Origin of the sequence: Pseudoalteromonas fuliginea (assembly GCF_000690055.1) — a bacterium.
GTDB lineage: Bacteria > Pseudomonadota > Gammaproteobacteria > Enterobacterales > Alteromonadaceae > Pseudoalteromonas > Pseudoalteromonas fuliginea.
Genome location: NZ_JJNZ01000022.1, coordinates 49,162 through 63,709 on the forward strand (window position 1 = coordinate 49,162; position 14,548 = coordinate 63,709).

Consider the following 14,548-nt stretch of genomic DNA (forward strand, 5'->3'; position numbering starts at 1 on the left):
CCTGTTTCAAGCACATTTTTGTGCCACTATCGAATTGAACACGAGGCTATATTTCAATGAGCAAAAAGCTGCATATTAAAACCTGGGGTTGTCAGATGAACGAATACGACTCTCAGAAAATGGCTGAACTTTTAGATGCCACTAACGGCTACCAGCTAACTGAAGATGCAACAGATGCCGACGTAATCTTACTCAACACCTGTTCAATTCGTGAAAAAGCACAAGAAAAAGTATTTCACCAGTTAGGTCGTTGGAAGTTGTTAAAAGACGACAAGCCAGATTTAATAATTGGTGTAGGTGGGTGTGTTGCTTCACAAGAAGGTGACTCTATTCGTCAACGTGCGCCATTTGTAGATGTTATTTTTGGCCCACAAACACTACACCGTTTACCAGAAATGATTAAACAAGTGCAAGGCGACAAAGGCTCATCGGTAATTGATATTTCATTCCCAGAGATTGAAAAATTTGACCGCCTGCCAGAGCCAAAAGCTGATGGCCCATCTGCGTTTGTATCAATTATGGAAGGCTGTTCTAAATACTGTACTTTTTGTGTTGTACCTTATACTCGCGGCGAAGAAGTTAGTCGCCCAGTAGATGACGTATTACTTGAAATTGCACAGCTTGCTGAGCAAAACGTACGTGAAGTTAACCTATTAGGCCAAAACGTAAATGCATACCGCGGAGACACGCACGATGGCGAAATTTGTTACTTCTCAGATTTAATTCGTCTTATTGCTGCTATTGATGGTATTGACCGTATTCGTTACACCACATCGCATCCGGTAGAATTTACGCCAGACATCATTGAGGTTTACGCCGATGTACCAGAGCTTGTAGATCACTTACACCTACCAGTACAAAGTGGTTCAGACCGTATATTAAACCTAATGAAACGTGGCCATACGGCAATTGAATACAAATCGACAATTCGTAAGTTACGTAAAATTCGCCCTAACTTAAGCATGTCGTCAGATTTCATTATTGGTTTTCCAGGCGAAAGTAAAGAAGACTTTGAAGCAACCATGAAGCTTATTAGCGACATTGGTTTTGATATGAGCTTTAGCTTTATTTACAGTGCGCGCCCAGGTACGCCAGCGGCAGATTTGCCAGATGACGTAACAGAGCAAGAGAAAAAAGAACGCTTATACTTACTACAAAACCGTATTACACAAATGGCGCAGCAAATTAGCCGTCAAATGTTCGATACAGAGCAACGTATCCTTGTTGAAGGTCCTTCTAAGAAGAACCCAATGGAATTACGTGGCCGTACCGAAAACAACCGTGTAGTAAACTTTGTTGGCCCGCACACAGTGATCGGACAGTTTGTTGATGTACGTATTACCGAAGCACTGCCTAACTCTTTACGTGGTGACTTAATTCGTACAGAATCAGAAATGAACTTACGACGTGAAGTCGCTCCTTCAGCTATTTTAACTAAAGCTGCAGCTGCAGAGCCAAAACCAGACACTGTTAACGAAATTGGCGTAGCTACTTTCGTTCCTTAGTCACACAATTAGCGCCAGTTAACGCTGGCGCAGTACGATAGGAAGCAATTTTGAGTAATCAGTTAAAAACGTTAGAGATTTATTTAGAACCTGCCGATAACAAACGCCTTTCTTCTTTATGTGGCCCGTTTGACGAAAACATCAAACAAATTGAACGCCACCTGGCTGTTGAAATAATTCACCGTGACAACTTTTTTAAAGTAACCGGTAAACTACACAACTGCGCCGGCGCTGTAGAAATCTTAAAAAACCTTTATGTTGATACTCAACCAGTGCGTGGTGTTTTAGGCGAAATAGAACCCGATGCCGTTCATTTAGCGATTACCGAATCAAAAGCCCTAGAGCAAGATGCATCAAGCAGCGCTTACGGCAAAGAAATGGTGATTAAAACCCGCCGTGGTGTTATTAAACCACGTAACGACAACCAAGGTGTTTATGTGGCTAATATTTTAAACCACGACATTACCTTTGGTATTGGCCCTGCTGGTACTGGTAAAACCTACCTTGCAGTTGCAGCCGCTGTCGACGCCCTTGAGCGCCAAGAAATACGCCGTATATTATTAACGCGCCCTGCTGTAGAAGCCGGCGAAAAGCTTGGTTTTTTACCAGGCGACTTAAGTCAAAAAATAGACCCATACCTGCGCCCTCTTTACGATGCGCTTTTTGAAATGCTAGGTTTTGAAAAAGTAGAAAAGCTTATCGAAAAAAATATCATCGAAGTCGCACCGCTTGCTTACATGCGCGGACGTACTCTAAACGATGCCTTTATTATTTTAGATGAAAGCCAAAATACCACCGCCGAGCAAATGAAAATGTTTTTAACCCGTATAGGGTTTAACTCAAAAGCGGTTATTACTGGCGATATAACACAGGTTGATTTACCTCGTGGCACACGCTCAGGCCTTCGCCATGCAATGGAAGTACTTGATGGCGTAAACGAAATTAGCTTTAACTACTTTAAAGCCCACGACGTAGTACGCCACCCTGTTGTAGCTCGTATAGTTGAAGCCTACGAGCGTAACGACGAAAGCGAGCGACTAAAGCGCATTGAAAAGCAAAATGCAAAAGACGCACTTGCAGCTCTTCAACAGCCTACTACTAAAGAGTAATACTTTGACAACCGAACTTGATTTACAAATAGCCTGTGAGTTTGACAACCTCCCAAGCGAAGAACAATTTGCACTATGGGCCGACAAAGCCCTTAGCCAATACCGTGACGAGTCAGAACTCAGCATCGTTATTAGCGACGAAGCGCAATCGCAACAACTTAATAACGACTATCGCGGTAAAAATAAACCAACCAACGTACTGTCGTTTGAATTTGAAGCACCACCCGGAATAGATATTCCTTTGGTTGGTGATTTAATTATTTGCCCAGCCATTGTATTAGCTGAAGCAATTGAGCAAGAAAAGTCATTTCATGATCACTTTGCTCACATGGTTATTCACGGATGCTTGCATTTGCTTGGATTTGACCATATAAAGAGTGAAGATGCTTTTGAGATGGAAAGCATCGAAAAGCAATTACTTGCAGAGCTAAACATAGCAGACCCATACCGGGACGATATTTAAATTAACGGAGCAATTAGACGCAATGAGCGACGGTAACTCGCAATCTAGCCAGGGTTCTTCTGGCAAAACGTGGTTGGGCAGAATAGCCCAAATGTTGCAAGGGGAACCCCAGAATAGAGAAGAGCTGGTCGAAGTTATTGCCGATGCGCAAGAACGAGACGTAATCGATCCTGAAACAAAAGAGATGATAGAAGGTGTGCTTGGCGTGTCTGAGCTTAAAGTGAGAGACATAATGGTTCCGCGCTCACAAATGATCACTCTTGAGATCGACAGCCCGCTTGAAGAGCTAATTCCAATGATGGTCGATTCAACTCACTCACGTTTTCCAGTGGTGATTGAAGACAAAGACCATGTAGAAGGTTTTTTACTCGCTAAAGATTTGCTACCGCTTATCTTAAATAAAGACGAGCACTTACCATCAATACGCGATTATTTACGCCCAGCTATGGTAGTGCCAGAAAGCAAACGTGTTGATACATTGCTAAACGAATTCCGTCAGCAACGCTACCATATGGCTGTTGTTATTGACGAATACGGCGGCGTATCGGGCTTGGTAACGATTGAAGATATTCTTGAAATAATTGTTGGCGAAATCGAAGATGAGCACGACGAAGAAGAAGAACATCAAGATATTCGTCAACTTGCTAAACATGTTCACGTAGTGCAAGCACTCACACCTGTAGATGACTTTAACGAACATTTTAAAACAGGCTACAGCACAGACGAAGCCGATACTATTGGCGGAACTGTACTGCACGCATTTGGCCATATGCCAAGCCGTGGTGAAACGATTGACATAGAAGGTTACCAATTTAAAGTAACCAACGCCGACAATCGTCGTATTTTGCAACTGCAAGTCACCGTTCCTAAGGCTGATGATAACGACAGTGAAGAAACTGCTAACTAGACTTACCTTATTAGCAAAAGATAAAAAAGCATGGCTCGCACTCGTTGCGGGCCTTGTTTTAACTTTTGGCTATGCCCCCTTTGAAATTTGGCCCATCGTATTTATTAGCCTTGGTACCATAATTTTTTGCGTTAATCCCAATAATACCGGTAAAGCACACGCAAAAACCGCTGCTAAATATGGCTTTATATTTGGCCTAGGCTGGTTTGGTGCTGGTATAAGCTGGGTACATGTTTCTATTGCCACCTTTGGCGGTATGCCGCTTATAGCGTCGCTCTCGTTAATGGCATTTTTGTGCGCATACTTAGCGTTATTTCCCGCACTTGCCTTTTGGGCAACTACACGCTTTGCCAGTGGCCCTAAAAGCTTTGGCGCATTACTCATTGCATGCTTTGCAATTAGTGAGTATTTACGTGGCACCGTACTTACCGGTTTCCCGTGGTTAAGTTTTGGCTACACACAAACCGACGGACCTTTAAGGTTGCTTGCCCCTTATATTGGCGAGTTTGGCTTAACACTCACCTGTGTCGCTATTGGCTTTGCACTATATAGACTTACCCAAAAAGATTTTAAAACCCCGGCGGTTACTGCGACAGCTGTTGCGCTTATTTTTACAGGCGCAAGCACCACCGGCAGTATTCATTACACAGATAAAAACATGTCAGTATTGCTCGTACAAGGGAACATACAGCAGCACCTGCGCTTTGAGCCAAGTGAGTTTTGGACCACAATGAGCAAATACCAAGACCTGACACGCCCACATTGGGATGCCGACTTAATAGTATGGCCAGAAGCCGCAGTGCCTGAAATAGAAATGCTTGCTGATTCCTACCTAGCCAATTTAGACAGTGCCGCCTCGTTTAATAAAACCGCCCTTGTAACCGGTATTGTTGACTACCAGCGAGACACCAAAAACATATTCAATACGCTTATTGTGGTCGGCAATAAAGAACGCGGCGACGAGCACGGGCATTATCATTACCTTAATAAAAACCGCTATCAAAAACACCAGCTGTTACCTATTGGCGAATTTGTACCGTTTCAAGATTTTTTGCGCCCTATTGCCCCGTTATTCGATTTACCTATGTCGTCGTTTACGCGTGGCGACAAAGTGCAAAATAACTTGCGCGCCAACGGCTTTAATTTACTACCCGCTATTTGCTACGAAATTGTTTTTGCAGATTTAGTCCGCGGTAATTACAAAAGCGATTCTGACCTACTCTTTACTGTAAGTAACGATGCCTGGTTTGGTGACTCTATTGGACCTTTGCAACATATGCAAATAGCCCGTATGCGGTCGCTCGAACTACAACGCCCTCTAGTGCGTGTTACTAACAATGGGGTAAGCGCTGTATACGACCCTATAAGCCACACACAACAAACCATGCCTCAGTTTGAAGCTACCATATTGAAAGCCAACATTAAGCTTATAAAAGGCGACAGCGTGTACAGCCAATACGGCAACATATTTGTGTGGGGATTTGTGTTGTTGCTTGGTAGTATGGGATTAATTTCAGCATCTAGACTTTTTAGAGCTGATTAGCTTCGGTTCTATTTTCATACAATGTGGTATCGCAACTCAGTTAAACAATGAAATACGTCATATTAATTATAGTTCTACCCATATTTAGCTTATATAGATCTTCTACCGTGGGGTAAAAGTAGTTACTATCTAGAAAACGGATTTGAAATTTAAGGAGATTTTGTGCATATAGAAGCGATAGAACAAGATATTAAAAAAGATATCCCGCATGAAGAAACAATTAGAAAAGTTTATCTTTCATACCCTCATTTTGCTTTTATTGGTAAAGAAAATTTACAATACGAAATATTCAGTGAAGTCAGTAACTTTTTTTCTATTCCTATACATTCTATTCAAATTACTGGCTCAGGTAAAATTGGCCAAAGTCTACACAAAAACACTGTTTTTGATCCAGTTGAATCAGATTTAGACATAGCCATTATTGATGAACGCCTTTTTATAAAATATATGGAAATAGTTTCTAATTTAACTAACGGATATAGAGATGCGACAAAGTTTGGTAGAGATACCCGCACAGGAGTATCCCTCAAAAGTGAGTACCTTACATGCATAAGTAAAGGTATTTTTCCGCCTAGGATAATGCCAGCATGCGAGGAAAGAAATGAAATTAATTCATTCTTCGGCAAGCTAGCAACTAAACATACAAAATACTTCAAGGGTATAAATGCATATTTATATTTATCACAAAGCTTTTTTGAAAAAAAACAAAGAACAGCGATAGAAGCCCATATAAAAAATAAGGAACTATAACTCTATGATTAGTTATAAAGTAAGATCTATATCATTATTAAATTTAGTTAATGACATAAATAAAGGATTGCTTATCCCTGATGCATACTTCCAAAGAAACTTAGTTTGGCGTGAAACTCATAAGAAAGATTTTATAAAAACTATTTTACTCGGTTTTCCTTTCCCTGAAATATTTATATCAAAGGGAAAAATAGATGTAGAGAAAATGTCCACAGTTTCTTGTATTGTTGATGGCCAACAAAGAACAGATGCAATTAAAACTTTTATCTCAAATGAATTTGATGTTGATGGTTCATACTATAAAGATCTTACAGAAGAAGAAAAATCTAGCTTTTTAAAATATGAAATTGCTGTAATCGAACTAGATCTAGAAAATGACGATCTAAGAGTTAAAGAGATTTTCCAAAGAATTAACCGTACATCAAACTCTCTAACTATTATTGAAAAATTAGCTTCAGAATACTCAACCTCAGAATACATGTTAGTTGCTAAATTACTAACAGACCAAATAGAATTAACTAAAAGTGATAATTCATTTAAAGAAGATCCGAATATACCCGATTCATTTTATGAGTGGGCAAAAAAGCAAAAAATATCAAAATCTACTAAGTTATTTACTTCAAAAGCAATTTTTTCAATTACTGAAATCTCAAAAAAAAATAACCTTATGTATATCTTAAATATAATGTCTACTGTAATAGGTGGGATGTATAGAAGAAATGACAAAGTAGTAAACTTCCTTGATGACTTTTCTTTAGATTTTCGCGATAAAACTAATTTAATAAAAAATATCGAAAATGTAGCCGAAGTATTTTCAAAATTAAAATTGAAATCTAAATCTTACTGGAATAATAAAGCTAACTTTTTCAGCTTGTTCATTGCATTATACTCGTCTATTGAAAGTAATATTAATATCAATATCAATATTTTAAGCGATAATCTTGAATTATTTGAATCAAATTTACCTGAGGATTATCGACTAGCTGCAACCGAAGGTGTAAATAATACGAGCGAAAGACTTCTACGACATTCTTACCTAATGGATATAATAAAAAAGTCTCAATAATTACGCTGCCCATAAAAAACCTCATAGTTGAAATTATCTATGAGGTTTTTCATATTATTACATCATACCAACTAAGCAAAATGAATGTTTATAATGTTCATTTTCACAGTAGCCTGATTTATCCATAGGCTTTACCTAAATGTATTACTGGTAAGTAAACACTATAATTACGCTGTTCATTTAAAATGCTAGATTTTAAATGATACGTTTTGGCTAAAATAATAAACTCTGAGGCATTTACATTTATTGTGAAAAATAAATATAAAAATATTGTTGATAAGACTTTCATACATATCCTTGTATTAATAACAAAATAAGAAGAAACGTCTGGCTTTCTTTCAGCAATCAAAACATCGCTTTTATTGCTAAGCAGCCAAGCTATTCCTTAATTCGCGACGCTAACTTTTTATATATCGCATCTTTATCGCGCTTACCAATTGCAAGTACATAAACCACAACTTCGTTGTCAATAACTTCGTAAGCTAGGCGATACCCTGCCGTGCGCAATTTTATTTTGTAAACATTATCAAAGCCTCGCAACTTGGATGCAGGCACATGTGGGTTATCTAAGCGTTCAATGAGCTTCTTTTTAAACTGACTTTTAAGTAGGGGCGCTAGCTTTCCCCATTCCTTTAACGCCGCAGGCAAAAACTTTAACTTATAAGTCATCTATACTGACTTCAACCGCTTGAGATAAATCGCCTCTGCGGCTCTCAACAACTTTAGTTAGTTCATAATCATCCAGTTGTTCCATAATTAGCTCATACATTGGTGCAGGTACTAAGTAAGCAGCGGGCTTGTTATGATTTAATATGGCTATTGCAGCGCCATCTGCTTCATTTAAAAGCGCTGTTGGATTTTTTTTAAGTTCTGAAATACTTGCCGAACAATCAGCTAAAACTTGTCTCATAAAACACCTAAAAAGAACTAAATTAAGCCCTAATTTTAGACCTTTTTTTATTTATAGCTATTCTTTTTTATAATCTTGTTAGTTTTTATTACTCTTTCACTGCATCTATAACTGTTTCAACATCCACCACTTGATTCAGGTCACCTTTAATAACCACAGTCGCTGATATTTTATCTTGAATAGCTTGTCTGTTTGGGTCCCAATATATCTGTAAAAACCCTAACAAGCCTGTAGCAAAGCCTGCACCGTAGCCGCCGTAGCGACCAAAACAATCTAATAATCCTAATGGCTCACCGCTTAAGGCAACCACACGGATATTACAAACCTTTTTACCCGGTGTTTGGCCGCGCCAAAGTAACGAGAACAACGTAAAGTAAACAGCAGCCCAACCAAACCCTAAGCCTAAGTCTTGAATAATGCCTTTGCTCCACTGCAAAATACTGTTTGAGGTTGTTTGTGCAGGTTTTTCTTCTATTAACTGTGCAGGCTTTATTTCGTTATTTTCACTGAGCACTAATAGTTGTAAAAGTACGGTAGCAAGTTGTGGGCTTTGTAGGTCGTCCATTTCTGCTAATTTTGATACTTCCCCTATTAAATTATCAAGCGCGTTTTGTTGGCAAGGTTGCTCACAGCTTTCATCAGCTGTTTGCGCTAAATAAGTATTTACCTGTTGTTTTTCTGTGGCGGTAAGCTGAATTTCATCTTGTATTTTTACGCCCTGAACAGCTAAACCTTGATCAGCGTTTTCGTCTTCTAGGTAATCAATGCCAATTGAAAGCATAGTAAGTGCGCTTACAAATAAAATACTTGCTGCCGTTATTTTTAAGATTCTTCGCCACACATTCGACATTTTTGGAAGGTATTGCTGTGCCGTACCTTTATATAAGGCCATTGCAGCAACAAATGCTATTAAAGCCGCGCTGAGTTTGGCTGCTAAAAATATCAGTGCTACATCAATAATAATAGCTAGTGCACGCCGAATTGGTGTAGCTAAAGGCAAGCCCAGTAAAGCACTGTCAATTTTAAAGGCGTAGGGGGTAACAACTTCTCGGGTTTCAGAATTTGATAATTCTAATTGCTCTATCTCTTTGGCTTTCATTTGTATTCTTATTATTAAATTAGGTAGCCGCATTAAGTTACGCGTTTTTTATTTGTTGCTCAACATTAACTTTTACCCCAATTTACAAAAAGCATCGTCTCGGCCAATTGGATAAAAGGAAATATAAGCCTCAAATTACAAACTTTAGGTTAACATCATTTACAAATGTACCTATTGAACATATATTAATGCTCGAATTTCTTTCATCCTTAAAATTGAATCTGAAAAAAATTAAATAAGATATCGCTTCGAGGCTCTCCTCTTGTTTCATCAGTAGGCAACAGCTATGGTGAATATATTGAGAGCGCTTTGATACAAGAATTAAAACTAGCAAAACTATGGTCTGGCGTTGCAACAAAGCAAGTCTCGGGAAAAGTAATTGAGCAAGACATTGATGTAACAGGTTTCTCTGAAGGCAGTGCGTTTATAAAAGTTAAATTTACTGTATCAGATGGCGATATTACTTTATTTGATAAGGTAATATCTGCCGAACACACTTTCGACTCTTCTTTTCTCGGAGCAATTGCAATACCAAACGGGCAGCGAAGTTATGTAGAATTAGTTCAAAAATTGCTTACGAATCTATACGCTGATGAAGAATTTATAGCTTCAATAAAGTAAATAAACTAAAAAGGAGCTTTATGATTTCATACAGCCCCTTTTTAATATTACATAAATTTATTTACTTTAAAATTACTAAGCGCTCATCAATAGGCTCACTTTTAGGTAAGCGATACCTAAACTCTCTGCGTAATAACATAAAACTAATAACTGCCTGAACAACAACTGTGCTTGCCGATAAATACCACAATTGCGTTAAATTAAAGCCATCCATTTGGCTTAATAAAAGAGCAGGTAAAACAAATAAAATAATCCGCAGTGTAGTACTATAAAGTGAAGGGAGTGTGTTACCGAGAGACTGAAATAGCCCCGAACACGTAAATACTATGCCCGTAGGAATAAAGTTAATACAAATAATTTGTAAAAATGTAGCGGCAACTAAAATAACATTTTGATCATCAGTGAACCCTTGCACTAGTAATTCTGGAATAAAAAAGCAAACTACGCTTAACATTGCCATTAAACTACAGGTCATTAGGGCTGACCAAAAAAAGGTTTCTCGGACACGGTCAAATTGCTTTGCACCAAAATTTTGACCCGCGACGGCTGGTGCAGCAAACGCAATTGCCATTGCAGGTAAAAACAATGACTGCATTATGCGAGAACCTAAACCAAAGCCAGCTTGGGCTTCAGGTCCAAAGTGTTGAATTAACCAATAAATTAACCCCATATATGCAAACATTAAAAAGAATTCACCTCCTGCGGGTAATCCAATCCCTAATAGGCGCTTTATAATAGCGCTATCTACGCGCCATAAACTGACTTTAAAGGTAACGAACTTTTCAGCCTTAACAAAGTATACGCATAGCATTACTACCGCAACAACTACCGAAATAGTACTTGCCAACCCAGCTCCGGCTATACCCATTGGAAAGTCAGTTCCCCAACCTATAATTAAAATAGGAGATAAAATAATATTGACGATAATAGACAAGGTTTGAATCAACATAGTTGGCTTAACAATACCGGCTCCTCTTAACGCAGCACTAACTGCAACTAAAGGAAACTGCAATGCCATACCCGGCAAAAACCAATGCAAATAACGTTGTCCCGCTTCAATTGTTGCAAGGTCTGTTGAAATGCTAGTTAAGTATGTATCAGACCCTAAATAACCTAAAAACATGACAACCAAGGCCATTAAGCTAGCCAGCATCATACTTTGATTAAACACTGCATTTGCATCTTTGGCATCTTTTCGACCCGCTGCATGAGAAATCAACGCGGTTGTTCCCACATTAAGAATTTGCGTGAGTGCAAAAATTAAAAACATTGCATTACCCGCTAAGCTGAGTCCTGCTAAAGCATTTCCACCTAAATTACCTACAAAATATAAATCAACTAAAAAATACAATGTTTGAATTATCATTCCTATCATCATAGGAATAGCCATTTTGATTAAATGCTTCGGTATGGAGCCACGAGTTAGATCATGCATATTATTATCTTAACCATTAATAAGAATAGTTATCATAACAAGTTGCGTGCAATTAAGCATACTTTTAATAGTTATGGAAAGGTGTTTTATATAGCGTGAATTTCATACTACAACTTTGCTATACTGGCGGTAAGTCTTCATTAAAAGATTCATTATGATTCCTTCAACATACCCTCTTTTTTGGCGAGATAACGCCCTACCTTATGTAGAACTAAGGCAAGTTTTGGATGGTCGAAAAGTAACTTATGCCGCCCATTCTCATGCTCAGTGGTCAATTGGTGCTATTTTAGAGGGCCAAAGTGAATTTATTTGTGAAGACAAACTTTACCAAATAGATAAAGGCACTTTAGTGCTAATGAACCCCGATGCTGTACACGCATGCAACCCCAACCAAAACTCGCCCTGGGCTTATTATATGATGCATGTAGATAAAAGTTGGTTAGCTCAATTGCTTGTTAAGTTTAATATAAGGGCAAGTAACCACTGGTGTAATAGCCAACCTGATACATTAACAACCCCTGTATTTTACCAGCAGTTTGTTTTAGTTTGCCGAAACCTTATGTCGAATAAGCTGTCTTCTTTAGAAAAAGAGTCTTTACTTAGCCAGTATTTGATTACGTTATTTGAATACATCGATAGCACTGATATTAAAGAAAATACGTGCCTACCTCCTAATAGGCTGTACAAAGTTGCAAACTACCTCGCCCTTTATTGTCAGGATGACGAACCAATTAAGGTTATTAGCAAAAAATTTGGCTTTAATACTAGCTACTTGATACGTACATTTAAACGCCACTTCAATATGAGTCCACATGCTTATCGGATAAATCTGCGTATACAACTAAGTCAACAAGCGCTTAAGCAAGGCGATGCCATTTCAACGGTGGCTCAAAATGCAGGATTTAGTGATCAAGCTCATTTTCAACGTGTATTTAAACAGCGGGTTGCTGCAACACCAGCACAATATCGACGCTGTATTTAGAATAAAAACACATTAACTTATAATAAAAAAGCAACTCCCGGCAAGTAACACTGCCAATGCTTTATTCATAAAACGTATTTTTGCAGGACTTTGAAAGTACTGCCCTAGCACTATACCTATCCATACCCACATGCTCAGCGACAACCAGCAAATTGGTAAATACACACTGGCAAACGTAAACACTTCAAATAGCTCTGCATTAGGGATGTAAGTCGCAATTCCCGATAGTGATGCTAACCATGCTTTTGGGTTTAGCCATTGCATGATTACCCCAGTAATAAAGGTAGGTGAACTTTTATTACTGTCTGAGTTTAATTCACCATTATCTACAAATAATTGATAACTTAAATAAAGTAAAAAAGTAATACCAGCCCATTGCAATACTTCAGTGATCCATTGCAATTTATCAAGAAGATAGTTTAAACCCCATCCAATAACTAAAAACAAAAAAATAAACCCAAGTGTTGCACCGGTTATAAACATTAAGCCAGTTCTTAGCCCATACCGTGCGCTGCTCAATGAAACTAAATTAACTGGCCCTGGCGATAAAGACGCAGCTAATGCAAATAACGACATTGACATAATTAAAGATAAAGTCATGGTTCACTTTCTAATTAATTCAAACTGATGGTGAGTGTCTACATTAAATAGAGGCTGGTATTGAACAAAATTGACTTAATCAAATAAAAGTAAGTAATTTCGCGCATATCAATACTAGTTTTTAATTTTCAGCATTGTGAACTATTAATATTTTTAGTCGTATCTATAAGTTGTTAATTCATTAGGATCGACCATGACCACTAAACAGCTTTCGTCACTGTTTGTATTTAACTTAGTATTAGCGACAAGCGAGGCCAATGCAAATCAACAATGGTATGTTATCAACGACTCTGTAATGGGCGGCGTATCTAATAGCCAAGTAACAAAAACACAAGATAGCTTGCTGTTTACAGGCAATGTTTCGCTTGCTAATAATGGCGGTTTTGCATCAATACGTACCGAAATTGACACGCAAGGTCAAAACTCAAAAATTATAGCGCTGCGTGTTAAAGGCGATGGGCAAATCTATCAGCTTAGGCTCAGAACAACTACTTACCTTGATGGCGCAGCGTACATCCACTCATTTAAAACAATAAAAAGCGAATGGGTAGAAATCAACTTTACCCCGAGTGATTTTACTTTAACGTATCGCGGACGAGTGCTTGAGCAACAGCCTATTATTGATTTTAATGATATAAAACAGCTAGGCTTTATGATTGCAGGCAAGCAAGAAGGTAAATTTAAACTTGAAGTGAGTAAAATCGAATTTAAAAGCTAACCCACCAGCATGTTAGTGGCGCTATACAGTATAGTCGTGATCGCCCCGCCTTTTCATTTCACTAATAACCAACTCAACCATTTGTTGCTTTATTGCCGCTTGCTCTGATTTTAACTCCCCTAATTGCAGCTCTAACATATCTATTTGCTCTTGCTGTTGCGTGTTTTTATATTTTTTAGAACCTAGGTGCTCAGCGTCTAAAGTTAAACTCGCATCACTTTCATCTAGCTCACTTGCTGAAGTATTTATAGTTAAACTACGTTGTACGGGGCTTTGTTTAAGTTTATTAATTTGTTCTTGCAGCGCAATAACTCGCCCAGTGAAGTGTTTATATACTTTTTCGAGATTTTTATACTGATCGCCAAATGTTGCGTTATCTTCACTGTATTTTTGCGCTTTGGTATCTAAAAACTTTGATAACACATATTTTGGCTCTTCCTCATTCTCTTCCTCACTTCCTTTTTCAACAGCTAGTTTATCTGATTGCGCTAAAGGTTGAGTATTTGAGCTATGTACTTGGTATGGAATGGGAGCCGCTGAAATCTTCATTATTTTGTCCCTAAAATAGCTTACCTCTTTTATAGGTATCGACCTCGTATTAAAATCCTTGAGTAAATTTTATTGTTAGCTAAAAGCAAAAAGCCCCACTTTATTAAAGTAGGGCTTTAGCAATTAATTACTTTGAATCAAATTATACCAATCTGCTTATATATGAAGTCTATTTAACGTTAAGAAAATTACGCTAGAACTAGGCAAAAATTTTTGTATCTAGTTGTTCTAAATAGAAAATTTTTAACAACGTTATAGTGCAATTTAATTCGTTAAATTGTTCAAAGAAGA

At 38.1% G+C, this 14,548-nt stretch carries 17 protein-coding genes; 10 read left to right on the forward strand and 7 right to left on the reverse strand.

Going from position 1 to position 14,548, the window contains the following annotated elements; all coding sequences use genetic code 11:
* The first annotated feature begins 56 nt into the window (after nt 1-56).
* The 7 genes from miaB to DC53_RS12780 all read left to right on the forward strand — a co-directional run bounded on the left by miaB (nt 57) and on the right by DC53_RS12780 (nt 7,343).
* Nucleotides 57-1,505, forward strand: a complete 1,449-nt coding sequence (miaB, locus tag DC53_RS12810; RefSeq protein ID WP_033029087.1) for a tRNA (N6-isopentenyl adenosine(37)-C2)-methylthiotransferase MiaB — start codon at nt 57-59, stop codon at nt 1,503-1,505.
* Nucleotides 1,506-1,555: 50 nt separating this feature from the next.
* Nucleotides 1,556-2,614 carry a PhoH family protein gene (locus tag DC53_RS12805; RefSeq protein ID WP_033029089.1) on the forward strand — a complete coding sequence of 353 codons (1,059 nt, stop codon included), beginning with the start codon at nt 1,556-1,558 and terminating at the stop codon, nt 2,612-2,614.
* A gap of 4 nt (nt 2,615-2,618) precedes the next feature.
* Entirely contained in the window at nt 2,619-3,077 is a 459-nt protein-coding gene (gene ybeY / locus DC53_RS12800; protein ID WP_033029091.1) for an rRNA maturation RNase YbeY, read from the forward strand.
* A gap of 22 nt (nt 3,078-3,099) precedes the next feature.
* Nucleotides 3,100-3,984: a CNNM family magnesium/cobalt transport protein CorC gene (gene corC, locus DC53_RS12795; protein ID WP_002958541.1), complete on the forward strand. Its 885-nt coding sequence runs from the start codon at nt 3,100-3,102 to the stop codon at nt 3,982-3,984.
* Nucleotides 3,965-5,527: an apolipoprotein N-acyltransferase gene (lnt, locus tag DC53_RS12790; protein ID WP_033029094.1), complete on the forward strand. Its 1,563-nt coding sequence runs from the start codon at nt 3,965-3,967 to the stop codon at nt 5,525-5,527. Before corC ends, lnt begins: the two co-directional genes overlap by 20 nt.
* Nucleotides 5,528-5,689: 162 nt before the next feature.
* On the forward strand, nt 5,690-6,277 hold the full coding sequence (locus DC53_RS12785) for a hypothetical protein (protein WP_045984479.1): 588 nt from the start codon (nt 5,690-5,692) through the stop codon (nt 6,275-6,277).
* 4 nt (nt 6,278-6,281) lie between these two features.
* Complete coding sequence (locus DC53_RS12780; protein WP_033029097.1) at nt 6,282-7,343, forward strand: DUF262 domain-containing protein; 1,062 nt, start codon at nt 6,282-6,284, stop codon at nt 7,341-7,343.
* Nucleotides 7,344-7,461: 118 nt separating this feature from the next.
* Here the strand turns inward: DC53_RS12780 and DC53_RS21970 are convergent, their stop codons facing one another.
* The 4 genes from DC53_RS21970 to DC53_RS12765 form a co-directional block, all read right to left on the reverse strand.
* Nucleotides 7,462-7,632, reverse strand: a complete 171-nt coding sequence (locus DC53_RS21970) for a hypothetical protein (protein ID WP_239462874.1) — start codon at nt 7,630-7,632, stop codon at nt 7,462-7,464.
* An 89-nt stretch (nt 7,633-7,721) separates the two neighbouring features.
* Entirely contained in the window at nt 7,722-8,012 is a 291-nt protein-coding gene (locus DC53_RS12775) for a type II toxin-antitoxin system RelE family toxin (protein ID WP_033029100.1), read from the reverse strand.
* Entirely contained in the window at nt 8,002-8,253 is a 252-nt protein-coding gene (locus tag DC53_RS12770; RefSeq protein WP_033029102.1) for a type II toxin-antitoxin system Phd/YefM family antitoxin, read from the reverse strand. The genes DC53_RS12775 and DC53_RS12770 overlap by 11 nt, the downstream gene beginning before the upstream one ends.
* Nucleotides 8,254-8,341: 88 nt before the next feature.
* On the reverse strand, nt 8,342-9,352 hold the full coding sequence (locus tag DC53_RS12765; RefSeq protein ID WP_033029104.1) for an RDD family protein: 1,011 nt from the start codon (nt 9,350-9,352) through the stop codon (nt 8,342-8,344).
* Nucleotides 9,353-9,661: 309 nt separating this feature from the next.
* On the opposite strand from DC53_RS12765, the gene DC53_RS0120450 reads away from it, so the two are divergent.
* Nucleotides 9,662-9,973, forward strand: coding sequence for a hypothetical protein (locus DC53_RS0120450; RefSeq protein ID WP_007378267.1), 312 nt, complete (start codon nt 9,662-9,664; stop codon nt 9,971-9,973).
* Between the two features lie 61 nt (nt 9,974-10,034).
* Here DC53_RS0120450 and DC53_RS12760 read toward each other — a convergent pair whose 3' ends face one another.
* Entirely contained in the window at nt 10,035-11,408 is a 1,374-nt protein-coding gene (locus DC53_RS12760; protein WP_033029106.1) for an MATE family efflux transporter, read from the reverse strand.
* 154 nt (nt 11,409-11,562) lie between these two features.
* On the opposite strand from DC53_RS12760, the gene DC53_RS12755 reads away from it, so the two are divergent.
* Complete coding sequence (locus DC53_RS12755; protein WP_008134662.1) at nt 11,563-12,390, forward strand: AraC family transcriptional regulator; 828 nt, start codon at nt 11,563-11,565, stop codon at nt 12,388-12,390.
* Between the two features lie 12 nt (nt 12,391-12,402).
* Here the strand turns inward: DC53_RS12755 and DC53_RS12750 are convergent, their stop codons facing one another.
* A complete protein-coding gene (locus DC53_RS12750; protein ID WP_007378264.1) occupies nt 12,403-12,990 on the reverse strand; it encodes a LysE family translocator in 588 nt (195 codons plus the stop codon).
* Between the two features lie 193 nt (nt 12,991-13,183).
* On the opposite strand from DC53_RS12750, the gene DC53_RS12745 reads away from it, so the two are divergent.
* On the forward strand, nt 13,184-13,708 hold the full coding sequence (locus DC53_RS12745) for a CIA30 family protein (RefSeq protein WP_033029108.1): 525 nt from the start codon (nt 13,184-13,186) through the stop codon (nt 13,706-13,708).
* Between the two features lie 21 nt (nt 13,709-13,729).
* Here DC53_RS12745 and DC53_RS12740 read toward each other — a convergent pair whose 3' ends face one another.
* The gene (locus DC53_RS12740) at nt 13,730-14,257 is read right to left on the reverse strand and encodes a hypothetical protein (protein ID WP_033029109.1); all 528 of its coding nucleotides are present in this window, start codon (nt 14,255-14,257) and stop codon (nt 13,730-13,732) included.
* Between the last annotated feature and the right edge of the window lie 291 nt (nt 14,258-14,548).